The sequence below is a fragment of the Streptomyces phaeochromogenes genome, from assembly GCF_001418655.1.
GTDB classification, from domain to species: Bacteria; Actinomycetota; Actinomycetes; order Streptomycetales; family Streptomycetaceae; genus Streptomyces; species Streptomyces phaeochromogenes.
On record NZ_LIQZ01000057.1, the window covers coordinates 15,030 to 27,351 of the forward strand.

The 12,322-nt window shown below is 70.3% G+C and carries 10 protein-coding genes; 3 read left to right on the top strand and 7 right to left on the bottom strand.

The annotated features are described in order from the left end of the window. Positions 1-4: 4 nt before the first annotated feature. Positions 5-1,306, top strand: coding sequence for an esterase/lipase family protein (locus AOK17_RS08210; protein ID WP_055611670.1), 1,302 nt, complete (start codon positions 5-7; stop codon positions 1,304-1,306). Between the two features lie 154 nt (positions 1,307-1,460). Next, on the top strand, positions 1,461-2,105 hold the full coding sequence (locus AOK17_RS08215) for a CatB-related O-acetyltransferase (protein ID WP_055611671.1): 645 nt from the start codon (positions 1,461-1,463) through the stop codon (positions 2,103-2,105). Between the two features lie 70 nt (positions 2,106-2,175). Here AOK17_RS08215 and AOK17_RS08220 read toward each other — a convergent pair whose 3' ends face one another. Both AOK17_RS08220 and pepN read right to left on the bottom strand, forming a co-directional pair. Continuing rightward, positions 2,176-3,222, bottom strand: a complete 1,047-nt coding sequence (locus AOK17_RS08220) for a hypothetical protein (protein ID WP_055611672.1) — start codon at positions 3,220-3,222, stop codon at positions 2,176-2,178. A gap of 300 nt (positions 3,223-3,522) precedes the next feature. Continuing rightward, entirely contained in the window at positions 3,523-6,105 is a 2,583-nt protein-coding gene (pepN, locus tag AOK17_RS08225; protein WP_055611673.1) for an aminopeptidase N, read from the bottom strand. Between the two features lie 193 nt (positions 6,106-6,298). Between pepN and AOK17_RS08230 the strand changes: the two genes are divergently transcribed. After that, entirely contained in the window at positions 6,299-6,958 is a 660-nt protein-coding gene (locus AOK17_RS08230) for a mycothiol-dependent nitroreductase Rv2466c family protein (protein ID WP_055611674.1), read from the top strand. 42 nt (positions 6,959-7,000) lie between these two features. Here the strand turns inward: AOK17_RS08230 and AOK17_RS08235 are convergent, their stop codons facing one another. The 5 genes from AOK17_RS08235 to AOK17_RS08255 all read right to left on the bottom strand — a co-directional run bounded on the left by AOK17_RS08235 (position 7,001) and on the right by AOK17_RS08255 (position 12,249). Continuing rightward, positions 7,001-7,228 (bottom strand): hypothetical protein, encoded by a 228-nt coding sequence (locus AOK17_RS08235; RefSeq protein WP_055611675.1) that lies wholly within the window; start codon positions 7,226-7,228, stop codon positions 7,001-7,003. Positions 7,229-7,238: 10 nt separating this feature from the next. After that, entirely contained in the window at positions 7,239-7,898 is a 660-nt protein-coding gene (locus AOK17_RS08240) for a response regulator (RefSeq protein ID WP_055611676.1), read from the bottom strand. Further along, positions 7,895-9,160, bottom strand: coding sequence for a sensor histidine kinase (locus AOK17_RS08245; protein WP_055611677.1), 1,266 nt, complete (start codon positions 9,158-9,160; stop codon positions 7,895-7,897). Before AOK17_RS08245 ends, AOK17_RS08240 begins: the two co-directional genes overlap by 4 nt. A 5-nt stretch (positions 9,161-9,165) precedes the next feature. After that, positions 9,166-11,373 (bottom strand): MMPL family transporter, encoded by a 2,208-nt coding sequence (locus AOK17_RS08250; RefSeq protein WP_055611678.1) that lies wholly within the window; start codon positions 11,371-11,373, stop codon positions 9,166-9,168. Positions 11,374-11,607: 234 nt separating this feature from the next. Further along, the gene (locus tag AOK17_RS08255; RefSeq protein ID WP_055611679.1) at positions 11,608-12,249 is read right to left on the bottom strand and encodes a superoxide dismutase; all 642 of its coding nucleotides are present in this window, start codon (positions 12,247-12,249) and stop codon (positions 11,608-11,610) included. Positions 12,250-12,322 lie beyond the last annotated feature (73 nt).

The following is a 12,322-nucleotide window of genomic DNA, read 5'->3' on the forward strand; positions in this document are numbered from 1 at the left end:
GATCATGGGCAGCGAACTGGTGGAGACCGCGACCGGCCGAGTCCTGTGGGGCGGTTCGGACCTGCGTTGGTACGGCAGCGCCTGGGCGTCCGGCGGCTCGCTCTCCGCCCTCCACGTGACGGACGAGGAGCGCGCGGGCGTGACCGGCCGCGTCCGTGCGACCCGGCTGCTCCGCTTCCCCGCCTTCGCTCCCGTGCTGAGAGGCTTCGAGCCGTACACCAACCTCCTGGCGGGCACCCGGCGCGTGTCGGCCCACCCCGACGCGGTGCGGGAGTTCGCGTACGACTGGCGCCTGTCGACCGAGCACGCGGCCGCCCGGCTGGCGGAGGCGGCGGACGAACACCTACGGGCCTGGCGTGCCCATCCGCACGGCAGTCGGGACGCCCGGCTCACCCTTGTGGCCCACTCCATGGGCGGTCTGGTCGCCCGCTTCTTCATGACCGCGCTGGGCGGGGCCCGTGACGTCCGCACCCTGATCACCCTGGGCACCCCCTTCCACGGCTCGGCCCAGGCCGCGGGCCTGCTCGGTTCGGGCAGCGGCACCCCGCTGCCGCTGCCCCGCCGCCGACTGCGTGCCCTGGCCCGCACCCTGCCCGGCCTGTACGAGCTGCTGCCCGGCTACCGCTGTGTGGAGGAACCCGCCGGTGAATTTCGCCGCCTCACCCCGGCCGACATCGAATCCCTCGGCGGAGACCGGGAGTTGGCCCAGCAGTCGCTCGACCGCAGGGAGAAGCTGAACGAGTTGGACGCCGGCACCCTCCCTCAACTGCGCGCGGTGGTCGGCGTCGGCCAGCGGACCCCACAGAGCCTGACCGTCGCGGACGGCACGGCGGAACTGCGGGAGTACGTCCCGGACGGCGACACCCGCCTCGACCGCCGCGGCGATGGCACGGTGTACCGGGAGGCGGCGACACCGGCCGGGCTGCGCCCCTTCTACCTCCCCCAGAGCCATGGCGCCCTCGCCCGCAGCGAGGAGGCGGTCGCGTTCACGGGCTCGGTCCTCACCGACCGCCCGCTGGGCCCGCCCCGCGGCGCGACGGAACTGGGCCTGTACGTACCGGACGTGGCGACGGCACGCGAACTGTGCCCGGTCGAGGTCGATCTGGTGGACAACCCGATCGCCGTCGACCTCCAGGTGATCGACGTCTCCGAGAACCTGGAGATCGACCGCCCCCGCCTGTCCCGCCGCGACGGCCGCCTGCGCGCGGACGTACGGCTCCCGTGGCCGGGCCTGTACCGCGTCGAGGCGAAGTGCGGCGGCTTCTCACCGGTGAGCCAACTGGTCCTGGCGGTCGCCGGGGACTGAGCTCAGCCCGCCACCGCGCCACCCCGCCAGCCTGACGCCTCGCGCCACCCCGGCCGGTAATTCGATGTCCCGGCAGCCCCCGCAGCGGGATCATGAAGGCCCGGGCGCCGGCCACCGCCCGCCCGCGCCCCCGACGCCCAAGGAGCCGCTCGACATGCCAGTGCCCGCCGACCCCACGGTGCTCCATCCGATGCCCGAGCAGCCGCGGGTGGTGCTGCTCAGGCCGTTGGTGAAGTCTCCGTTGATCGAGGTGGGGGAGTACTCCTACTACGACGACCCGGACGACCCGACCGCGTTCGAGACGCGCAACGTCCTCTACCACTACGGGCCGGAGAAGCTGGTCATCGGGAAGTTCTGCGCGCTGGGCACGGGGGTGCGGTTCATCATGAACGGTGCCAACCACCGGATGGACGGTCCCTCGACGTTCCCGTTCCCGACCATGGGCGGTTCCTGGGCCGAGCACTTCGACCTGCTCACCGGTCTGCCGAACAGGGGTGACACGGTCGTCGGCAACGACGTCTGGTTCGGCCACGGCACGACGGTGATGCCCGGGGTGCGGATCGGACACGGCGCGATCATCGGCGCCGGAGCCGTGGTCACCACGGACGTGCCCGACTACGGCATCGTCGGCGGCAACCCGGCCCGGCTCATCCGCACCCGCTTCAGCGACGACGAGATCGACCGGCTCCTCGCGGTGGCCTGGTGGGACTGGCCCGCCGAGCACATCACCGGGCACGTACGGACGATCATGTCGGGCAACATCGCCGAGCTGGAGGCCGCCGCCCCGGACCGCGCGTGAAGGGGCGGACCCCCGGTCTCCCGGGGGACCCGCCCCTTCACTCCCCTCCAGACGCCGCCCCGGTCCGTCACTAACGGGGCAGCACCACTACATACGCGGCCGGGTCGCGATCCGCTGAAGCCATCAGGGCCGTACGTACGACCGTTGCCTGCTGTTCCATCGAGTCCCGCAGCTTCTTCGGGGTGATGTGGACGACCGTGATGCCGAGCCGCTCCAGGTGCTCGCGCTTGCGGGCGTACTCGGACCACATGGCGTCCTCGTCCTGGCGAGGGGCGCGCGTGTCGAGTTCGAGGGCGACGGCGTGGTCGGGCCAGTACGCGTCGAGACCGCCCAGGTGCGGGCCGCCGGGCAGGCGGAGGTCCACGTTCCAGACCGGGTCGGGCAGACCGTGCTCGTGGACCATGCGGTAGAGGCGGTCCTCCGCGATGGCCCGCCCCTCGGCGAGCAGCGAGTCGACGGCGTCCACGACATGCGGGCGGCTCAGCAGCCGCGCCTGCGTCAACTCCTTGACCACGGCGGCCGGTTCACAGTGTCCGCCGCGCACGGCCTCGGTCAGCAGCCGACGTACGACACCCGCGTCCGCGAGGTCGGCGACCGCGTCGGCCAGGGCGCGCGGGACGGGGGCCACCGGGATGCCGGTGATCTGCTGGGGCTCCGGCATGCCCGGCGTACGGACGATACGGACGCAGCCCGTCGAGCGAAGCCGGCGCAGACGCGGGACGAGGACGTCGATGCGGTCCAGCGAGAGAAGCGGGGGCGCCGACGAGAAGCGGTGCAGGGCCAGCGCCGCCAGGCCGGTGATCATCGCGTCGGTGTACCGCTGCGGGGCGTGCGGCTCGCCCGCGCCGGGCTGGGCGGGCACCGCCGGTTCGGCGGCGGGGGAGCGGGCCGCGTACAGGAGAACCGCGTGCAGCCGCTCCTCGCTGGTGGCCGGCCCCGGGCGGAGCAGGTACACGCCCGGCAGGAGCTGCTGCCAGGTGCCGCCCGGCCTGCACTGCGCGTTGATGTCGGCGGGGCTCACACCCTGCGAGCGCAACTGGGCGGTGGTCAGGACACGGAGCTGAACATCGGACAGGTGGCGGAGGGGCCGGGGGGAGAGCGGGGTGTTGTGGTTCATGACCCGAGGATTTCCCGCCCTTGATCCCCCTGCTAACCGCTGTTACACGCCCGTCGACAAAACCGGACAAGCTCGCCCTAAAGTGCAAGCGTTCGACTGCCGAAACCCCCTGGTCCGTACGGGGGTCACGGCACCGATTACCCGCATTCCGTAACTGTTATGGACGGGCCGAAAGTCAACCCCGTGAGCCACCAGCCCCGTTAGGGGCGCGGGGAACGGCGCAGTCTTGTGGCTTTTAGGGGCGCGGGGAACTGCGCGGCCAGCCCCCACTTACCCGCACCAGACAACGAACCGCCCCCATCATTCGCCGACGGCACCCGCACCGTCACACGCCTGCCCCCGCAGGGCCCGCGCCAGATCATCCCGAGCCTCCAACACCAACCTCCTCAACGCAGGCGCAGCCGCCCCATGGGCGGCAAGCCACGCATCCGCCGCCTCCAAGGTCCCCCGAGGATCCTGCAGCGAAGGGAACAACCCCCTCACCACATCCATCCCGATCTGGATCGACCGCTCACCCCACACCCGCTCGATCACCTCGAAGTACTTCGACGCGTACGGAGCGGTCAGCTCCCGGTGCGACGACTGGGCGAAGCCCGCGATCGTCGCCTCGACCAGCGCGTTGGACAGCGAGTCCGACTCGACGACGGACGCCCACGCCTGCGCCTTGACCGCGGCGGAGGGCCGCGCGGCCAGGCACCGCACCTGATGCCGCTTGCCCGAAGCCGTGTCGTCCCGCGCCAGCTCGGCCGCGATGACACCCTCGTCCGCGACCCCGTGCGCGGCGAGCGGCTCCAGGAACGCCCAGCGCAGCTCCTGGTCCACCTCAAGGCCGTCGATCTTCGCCGTACCCTCCAACAGGCCCTGAAGCAACTGGAGATCGGCCTCGCCGGACGCGACCGCCGCGAAGAACCGCGCCCACGTCAGCTGGTGCTGGCTGCCGGGCTCGGTCAGCCGCAGCTCGCGCAGCGCGCCCTCGGCGAGGAGCCGTCCGCCCTCCTCCCGCCACTCGGGCGCCGCGTAGTGGGTGAGCGCGGAGTTCGCCCACGCGTGCAGCATCTGCAGCACACCGATGTCGGTCTCGCGGCCCGCGAAGCGCAGGACCAGGTCGACGAAGTCCCGGGCGGGCATGAGCGCGTCGCGGGTCAGGTTCCACAGCGCGGACCAGCACAGGGCGCGGGCCAGCGGGTCGGTGATGTCGCCGAGCCCGTCCCGCAGGGCCGCCAACGAGCCCTCGTCGAACCGGATCTTGCAGTACGTCAGGTCGTCGTCGTTCACGAGCACCAGGTCGGGAGCCTCCGTACCCACCAGCTCCCCGACGATCGTGCGCGGACCCTCGACGTCGACCTCGGCGCGCGCGTACCGCTCCACCGCGCCCTCGGGAGAGCGTCGGTACAGGCCCACCGCCACCCGGTGCGGCCGCAGTTCGGGATGCGACTCGGCCGCCTCCTGGAGGATCGCCAGCTCGGTGACGCGCCCCTCCGCGCTCAGAATCACCTGCGGAGTAAGGGAGTTGACCCCGGCGGTCTGCAGCCAGGACCGCGACCAGGTGGCCATGTCGCGCCCGCTGGTCTCCTCCAGGACCGACAGCAGATCACCGAGCTGCGTGTTCCCGTACGCGTGCCGCTTGAAGTAGCGGCGGGCACCCTCCAGGAACGCGTCCCGCCCGACATACGCCACCAACTGCTTGAGGACGGAAGCCCCCTTGGCGTACGTGATGCCGTCGAAGTTGAGCTTGGCGTCCTCCAGGTCACGGATGTCGGCCGTGATCGGGTGCGTGGAGGGCAGCTGGTCGGCGCGGTACGCCCAGGACTTGCGGTTGTTGGCGAACGTGATCCAGCCGTTCGTGAAGCGGGTCGCCTCGACCATCGAGAACGTGCCCATGAAGTCCGCGAAGGACTCCTTCAGCCACAGGTCGTCCCACCACACCATGGTCACCAGGTCGCCGAACCACATGTGGGCCATCTCGTGCAGGATCACGTTCGCCCGGCGCTCGTACGACGCCCGCGTCACCCTGCCGCGGAAGATGAACTCCTCGCGGAAGGTGACGAGCCCCGGGTTCTCCATCGCGCCGAGGTTGTACTCCGGCACGAACGCCTGGTCGTACTTCCCGAACGGGTACGGATAGTCGAAGTTGTCGTGGAAGAAGTCGAGCCCCTGCTTGGTGACGAGGAAGACGTCGTCCGAGTCGAAGTGCCGGGCCAGGCCCTTGCGGCACATCGCGCCGAGCGGGATCTCCAGCCGCGTACCGTCCTCGAAGACACGCTCGTAGGAGTCCGTCACATAGTGGTACGGGCCCGCGACGAACGCCGTGATGTACGTCGAGATGGGCTTGGTCTCGGCGAACTTCCAGACGCCGTCGGCGAGTTCACCGACACCGTTGCTCCACACCACCCAGCCCTCGGGGGCCCGCACCTCGAACCGGAAGGGCGCCTTGAGGTCCGGCTGCTCGAAGTTCGCGAAGACACGGCGGGAGTCGGCCGGCTCGTACTGCGTGTAGAGGTAGACCTCGCCGTCCTCCGGGTCGACGAAGCGGTGCATGCCCTCGCCGGTGCGGCTGTAGGCGCACTGGGCGTCGACCACGAGCTCGTTGTCCTCGGCGAGATCCTCCAGGAGGATGCGCGTACCGTCGAAGACCGCGCCCGGGTCTAGGTCCCTGCCGTTCAGCGAGACCGCCGTGACGCTCGGGGCGATCAGGTCCGCGAAGGTCGCGGCACCGGGCTCGGCGCTGCGGAAGCGGATCGTCGTCACCGAGCGGAAGGTGCGCGGCCCGGCGTCCGTCCCGCCCACCGCGGAGCGCAGGTCCAGGGACACCTCGTACCCCTCGACGGACAGCAGTGCGGCCCGCTCGCGGGCCTCGTCGCGGGACAGATTCTCACCGGGCACGGGCGGCACTCCCTCGTGGCGTCATGGATACGCGTCGGGTACCCGTCCGGGTACGCGTGAACAGCACCGATCCTGCCATGTGCCCCTGACCCGGGACACCCGGGAATGGCACAGGTGACCGGTTGCGTTGGGGCTGAAGGACACGACTGAGGACCCCCTGAGACCCGTATCGAGATCCGTACCGAGGAGAAGCATGTCCGAGCAGACCGCGCAGACCACCGGCAAGACCCCCGTCGACTTCTGGTTCGACCCGCTCTGCCCCTGGGCGTGGATGACCTCGCGATGGGTCCTGGAGGTGGAGAAGGTCCGGGACATCGAGGTCCGCTGGCATCTGATGAGCCTCGCGGTCCTCAACGAGCCGAAGCTGGACGAGCTGCCCGAGGAGTACCGCGAGCTGCTCAGCACGAAGGCGTGGGGCCCGGTCCGGGTCGTCATCGCGGCCCAGGAGGAGCACGGCCCCGAGGTGCTCGGAGACCTCTACACCGCGCTCGGCACCCGCATCCACAACCAGGGCGAGGGCCCCGGCAAGGAGATCGTCGCCGCCGCGCTGAAGGACGTCGGCCTGCCCGAGTCCCTCATGGACCACTGGGACGACACCCCGTACGAGCCGCAGCTGCGCGCCTCCCACAAGGAGGGCATAGACAAGGTCGGCCAGGAGGTCGGCACCCCCGTGATCGCGGTCCCCGGCTCCGACGGCGAGCAGATCGCCTTCTTCGGCCCGGTCGTCACCCCGGCCCCCAAGGGCGACGAGGCCGGCAAGCTGTGGGACGGCACGCTGATGGTCGCCTCGATACCGGGCTTCTACGAGATCAAGCGCACGCGGACGGCGGGGCCCGACTTCAGCAACCTGTGATCGGCTGGGGAGGCCAGAAGGGGAGCCTCAGCTCAGCTCATCTCAGCTCGGTTCGGGCAGGCGCAGGGGCTCCCTGAACGGCTTCTCCTTGAAGTAGGTCCGCAGGTTGCGGCACTGCTTTCCCTCGTCGTTCAGGGGCGCCATGCACACCATGAACCCGTCCACGTTCTTCTCGCCCGTCTCCTTCTTGAGCCAGGCCGCTTCCTGGGCTTCCAGGAAGCGGTGCTCTTCTTCAAGGCTCCTGCAGGTGAAGCAGCTTCGCTTGTGCATCCGGTAACCATCACCCGGAGCCCCCCGTACCGGAAGCCCTTCGCAGCAGTCCGCGCTCCATCGCAACCACCACCGCCCGCGTCCGGTCGTTCACGTCCAGCTTGGCGAACAGCCGCAGGAGGTGGGTCTTCACGGTGGCCTCGGCGATGACCAGACGGGCGCCGATCTCGGCGTTGGTGAGACCGTCCGCGACGGCGTTCAGGACGTCGGCCTCGCGGGCGGTCAGCGGCGGCTGGGCGGGCCGGCGCATACGGGCGACCAGTTTCTCGGCCACCCGCGGGGCGAGGACCGTCTCGCCCCGCGCCGCCGCGTGGATCGCGTCCACGAGCTGTTCGCGCGTGGTGTCCTTGAGTAGATAGCCGATGGCGCCCGCCTCCACCCCGCGCTCGATCTCCGCGTCGGTGTCGTACGTCGTGAGGATCAGGACGCGGGTGCGGGGGTGGGCCGCCACGATCTCGGTCGTCGTCGCCACCCCGTCCAGCACCGGCATCCGCAGATCCACCAGTGCGACATCGGGTTCGTGCGCGGCGACGAGTTCGAGCGCCGCCCGGCCGTCGCCCGCCTCGCCGACGATCTCGATGCTCGGCTCGGAGGCCAGCAGGGCCACGACACCCGCCCGCATCACCGTGTGATCGTCGACCACGACGATCCGCAGCGTCCGGCCGGTCATGCCGTCACCTCGCCTTCGACGGGCCCGGCCGCGGGGGTCGCCGCGTCCCCCGGAACCGTCGTCGTGTGGGCCGGGGCATCCGCTCCGGCCGTCGAAATCGTCGCCAGGACCCGTGTCCCGTCGCCCACCGAACTCGTCACCGTCAGCTCCCCGCCCAGCTCCGCCAGCCGCTTGCGCATCCCGTCGAGCCCGAAGCCCGCCGACCGGCCGACCACGAACCCGGCACCGTCGTCCGTGACCTCCAGCTCCACCCCGTACGGCTGCCGGGCCAGCACCACACCGACCGTGGACGCCCGCGCGTGCTTGCGCACGTTGGCCAGCGACTCCTGGGTGCAGCGCAGCAGCGCGATCCGGGTCGGCTGGTCGCACTCGATGTCCGCCAGGTCCGCGTCGACCGCGAGCCCGGTGTCCTCCGCGAACCGGTCCAGGGTCCGCCGCAGCGTCTGCGCCACCGAACCCGCGGCCACCTGCCCCTGCTGCTGTGCCGAACCGACCAGCTCCCGCGCCTCCGCGAGGTTCTCGCGTGCCGTCGACTCGATCGAGCGCAACTGCTGTGCGCTGCGGGCCGGTTCGCTGTCGAGGCCGGCGCGTGCCGCCTCCGCGAGCACGATGATCGAGGCGAAGCCCTGTGCGAGCGTGTCATGGATGTCGCGTGCCATCCGCTCCCTCTCGTCGGCCGCCCCCTGACGCTGGTGCGCCTCGGACAGCTCGGCCTGTGCCTGTTCCAACTCGACGATCAGCCCGGCCCGTTCATGACTCTGGGCGACGACGGAGTGCACCCACAGACCGATCAGCACCCCGACGGCCACCACGATCACCACCGGGACCAGCGTCTCCCCGAAGAACTGCGGAGAGTTCCCGAGCCGCAGCCAACTCCCGGTCAGTGTCGACCCGGTGGCCAGCCCCAGGAAGAGGAGCGAGGCCCGGGGCGTACGGCTGAACATCCAGAAGTGCGGCAGCGTCACCATGAACAGCGACCCGAAGGAACCGCGCAGGTACGCGAACACCCCGAGCACGGTGACCAGCACCAGCAGATACGTGTGCGGACGCAGCACGGGGTTGTACGGGAACCGGTCGACCACCGCGTAGCACAGCACCAGGAACCCCAGCAGTCCGAGCGCCCAGTACTTGCTTCCGCCGGGCCGGTCCATCGCGGCGAGCCCGACCGCCATCGCGGCGAACAACACCCAGCACACCGCGTTCCAGCGACGCATCGTCGCGGCCCAGAAGGGATCGGTGGCCTGCCCGGCGGAAGTGGTCATACGGATCAACGTACGTCCGCCGCCACCACGGAGGCCTCCCGGTTTTCCCGTACGGGCCGCCGCACCCCGCGCGAGGGCCACCAGCTCGCCTCGCCGAGCAGCAGCATCGCCGCCGGCAGGATCAGCACCCGGATGACGAAGGCGTCGAGCAGCACGGCCGCCGCGAGCACGAACCCGATCTGCTTCATCTCGATGATGTGGAGGAAGACGAAGCTCGTGAAGACCGTCGTCATCACCGCCGCCGCGCTGGTCACCACGCTCGCCGAGCTGCGGATCCCGTCGAGCACGGCCTGCCGCGTCGGTACGCCGCCCAGCACGGCCTCCCTGATCCGGCTCACCACGAACACCTGGTAGTCCATCGACAGCCCGAAGAGGATCACGAACAGGAACAGGGGCACGCGTGACCCGATCGACCCGGTGGAGTCGAAGTTGAGCGGACCCTCGGCCCAACTGCCCTGGAAGACAAGGACGAGCAGCCCCAGCGCCGCCGCCGCGGAGAGCAGGTTCAGTACGACACCGAGCAGGGCCAGCACCACCGAGCGGAACGCGTACAGGGTCATCCCGAAGGTCACCAGGAGCAACGCGCCGAGAACCAGGGGCAGTTTGCCGTTCTGGTGCGCCGGATAGTCGCTGTAGCGGGCGACATCGCCGCTCACGCCGTACTCGGCGCCCTCGATACCGCCGACGGTGGCGGGCACGTACTCGTCCCGCAGATGGTCCAGTGAGTCGTAGGCCTCGTCGGAGTTGCCGAGGTGGGGCACCTTCAGTTCGAGGACGCTGACGCGGCGGTCGTCCGAGGTGCGGATGCGCTCCGCGTCGGTGAACAGCGGGTCGGCGTGGGCGAGTTCGGCCAGCTTCGACAGGGCGGCGGTCACCTCGGCGGAACGGCCTGCGTCGGCGCGTACGACGATGTCGTGGGTGACCCGGCGCTCGGGGAAGGCCTCGTTGAGCCGGTCGTACACCTGCATGGCGGGGATCTCGCGGGAGTGGGTGTCCCGGCTCATCTCCGTGATCCTCAGTCCGGCCAGCGGTGCGGCGAGCGCGAGCAGGGCGAGGACGGAGACGCACAGGGTGGCCACCGGATGCCGGTTCGCGGGCCGCAGCAGCGCGGCCCACACCCGCCCGCCGCTCTCGCCGCGCGTCCGGTTCCGTACCGGCTTCCCGCGCTCCGCGCGCCGACGCTCCCTGCGCTCGGCCCGCTTGCCGAGCTTGACCAGCAGCGCGGGCAGCACGGTCAGGGAGCTGAGCACCGCCACCAGGACGACCACGATGGTGCCGGTGGCCAGCGAGGAGAAGATCACGTCGGAGGCCAGGTACAGCGTCGCGGTGGAGACCACGACCGCGAGCCCGGAGACCACGACCGCCCGCCCCGAGGTCGCCGCGGCCAGCTCAACCAGCGCCTCGGAGCTCAACTTCCCCTGGCTGCGGGCCCGTTCCTCGCGTTCGCGCTTGAGATAGAAGAGTGTGTAGTCGACGCCGACCGCGAGGCCGATCATCAGGATGAGGTTGGTGCCGATGCCGGTGTCCGGGGAGATGTGCGAGACCACCATCGAGAGTCCGACGGCCGCCGCGATCGACGACAGCGCGAGGAGCAGCGGCACCCCGGCCATGGTCACCGAACCGAACACGATCAGCAGGGTGATCAGTGTGACGGGGAGGGTGATCGCCTCGGAGAGCGCCAGGTCCTCGCCGCGCTGCTTGTCGACGCCCTTGCTGATGGAGGGGCTTCCGGTCTCCTCCAGGAGCAGGCCGGGGTTCGCCTTCTGCACGGCGCCGGTCTGCGCGACCAGCGCGTCGACCTTGTCCTTCGCGTCCCGCTCCTCGCCCTTCAGGGCCGCCTCGACCAGGAGGATCCCGCCGTCCCCGGACAGCACCGGCTCGGCCACGCTCTCCACCTCGGGCAGCCGCTCGAACCGGGCGGTGAGGTCCTTCGCGGCGGCCTCGACGGCGGTCTTCGCGCCGGCCTCGTCCAGGGCGCCCGGCCGGGCGGAGATCAGCACCTGTTCGATGGACCTGCGCTCCAACTGCCCCTCGGCGGCGATGGCTTCGGCCCGGCCGGCCTCGCCGACCCGGTAGTCGGCGGTCTTCGCGCTGTTGACGCCGACGGCGCTGCCGAGGCCCAGGCAGAGCACCACGAACACGAGCCATCCGATGATGGCCCGCCAGGGGTGCAGGGCACTCCAGCGAGCCATGCGCACAGTGAATGAGTTCATGCCCAAAAGCCTGGCTGGGCAGGGCAGTTGACCGGCAGAGGTACTCGGTTGAACTTGCCGTCCACCGATCGGTGGACCCCCGTGCTGAGGAAAACCCCCGCCGAAGACGGGGAGAGCCCCCGCGAGTCACGTCCTCGCGGGGGCTCTCCATCCATCCGCCTGCCCGCGAAGGTTGAGAAGACGATCACGAGGCAGGGCGCTTCGGGCCGCCCTCGGGGGCGGGGTGAGGCAGGTTCAGGGGGCGAGCAGCAACACGTCGGCGCGGGACTTGGCGGCCTCGTAACGACGGGCCACGTCCTGCCAGTTGACCACCTGCCACATGGCGTCGATGAAGTCGACCTTCTGGTTCTTGTACTGGAGGTAGAAGGCGTGCTCCCAGGCGTCGAAGACCAGGATCGGCACCGAACCCTGGCCGACGTTGCCCTGGTGGTCGTAGATCTGCTCGACGATCAGACGGCCACTGAGCGGCTCGTAAGCGAGTACGCCCCAGCCGGAGCCCTGGGTCGTCGCGGAGGCCTTCGTCAGCTGGGCCTTGAACGCGCCGAACGAACCGAACGACTCGGTGATCGCGTCGGCGAGCTCGCCCACACCGTCCGAGGCGAGGGGCTCACCGCCGCCCTCGCCCGTCATGTTCTGCCAGTAGATGCTGTGCAGGATGTGCCCGGAGAGGTGGAAGGCGAGGTTCTTCTCCAGCCCGTTGATCGACCCCCACGACTCCTTGTCCCGCGCCTCGGCGAGCTGGTCCAGGGTGTCGTTCGCCCCCTTCACGTACGCCGCGTGGTGCTTGTCGTGGTGCAGCTCGATGATCTCGGGGCTGATCACGGGGGCGAGCGCGGAGTAGTCGTACGGCAGTTCGGGAAGTGTGTAGACGGCCATGCCAGGTCCTCTCCGACCTCTTATTGCAAACTACTTGCAAGTGCACGCTAGCAGCAAGAGGGTGGGTGGGGTG

Excerpts from the sequence above, each read along its gene's own strand:
- AOK17_RS08210 (WP_055611670.1), top strand. The coding sequence starts at position 5 with ATGGGCAGCGAACTGGTGGAGACCGCGACCGGCCGAGTCCTGTGGGGC.
- AOK17_RS08215 (WP_055611671.1), top strand. The coding sequence starts at position 1,461 with ATGCCAGTGCCCGCCGACCCCACGGTGCTCCATCCGATGCCCGAGCAG.
- AOK17_RS08220 (WP_055611672.1), bottom strand. The coding sequence starts at position 3,222 with ATGAACCACAACACCCCGCTCTCCCCCCGGCCCCTCCGCCACCTGTCC.
- AOK17_RS08230 (WP_055611674.1), top strand. The coding sequence starts at position 6,299 with ATGTCCGAGCAGACCGCGCAGACCACCGGCAAGACCCCCGTCGACTTC.
- AOK17_RS08235 (WP_055611675.1), bottom strand. The coding sequence starts at position 7,228 with ATGCACAAGCGAAGCTGCTTCACCTGCAGGAGCCTTGAAGAAGAGCAC.
- AOK17_RS08240 (WP_055611676.1), bottom strand. The coding sequence starts at position 7,898 with ATGACCGGCCGGACGCTGCGGATCGTCGTGGTCGACGATCACACGGTG.
- AOK17_RS08245 (WP_055611677.1), bottom strand. The coding sequence starts at position 9,160 with ATGACCACTTCCGCCGGGCAGGCCACCGATCCCTTCTGGGCCGCGACG.
- AOK17_RS08250 (WP_055611678.1), bottom strand. The coding sequence starts at position 11,373 with ATGAACTCATTCACTGTGCGCATGGCTCGCTGGAGTGCCCTGCACCCC.
- AOK17_RS08255 (WP_055611679.1), bottom strand. The coding sequence starts at position 12,249 with ATGGCCGTCTACACACTTCCCGAACTGCCGTACGACTACTCCGCGCTC.